We start from the raw sequence: 531 nt of genomic DNA on the forward strand, positions 1-531 counted from the left end.
TCAGCGCCACCTTCTACGGTAAAGATTGATGGCATCGCCACTTCCGTCAATCAGGCGCTGCGCACCCGTAACAGCCAGGGCTTTGAATAAACGACGCTTTCGGCTATCGCCAGCCGTATCGCACAAACTCACGGCCTAAAGCTGGTGGGCAAAATCGAGCCTCTGACAATTGACCGGGTGACACAGTACGGCGACACCGATGTTGGATTTCTCAAACGTCTGGCCAGTGAATATGGTTATGCCGTAAAAGTGACGACGAAAGAGCTGATTTTTTCACATTTACCCACGCTGCGCTGCCTGGCACCTGTGAAAAAGATCGACCGCAAAGACGTTTCGCATTTCACCTTCAAAGATACCATTAACCGTATCTACAAAAACGCCACCGTACAGCATCAAAATAGTAAGAAAAAAGAACTGGTTATCTACACCCACGACAGCCAGCAAAAACCGTCTGCCCGTGGAGTCGGCACCAGTGCCGACACGCTAAAACTGAACAGTCGGGCGACGGACGTTGGCGCAGCACAGGCAAAT

The 531-nt window shown here is 51.2% G+C and carries 1 protein-coding gene; it reads left to right on the forward strand.

Annotated elements, in window-relative coordinates:
* Nucleotides 1-144 precede the first annotated feature (144 nt).
* Nucleotides 145-531: hypothetical protein (locus AC5O77_RS22575; RefSeq protein WP_494507270.1), on the forward strand; the 387-nt coding region annotated here is incomplete at its 3' end.

The organism is Stenotrophomonas sp. INTA L402-1, assembly GCF_059295135.1.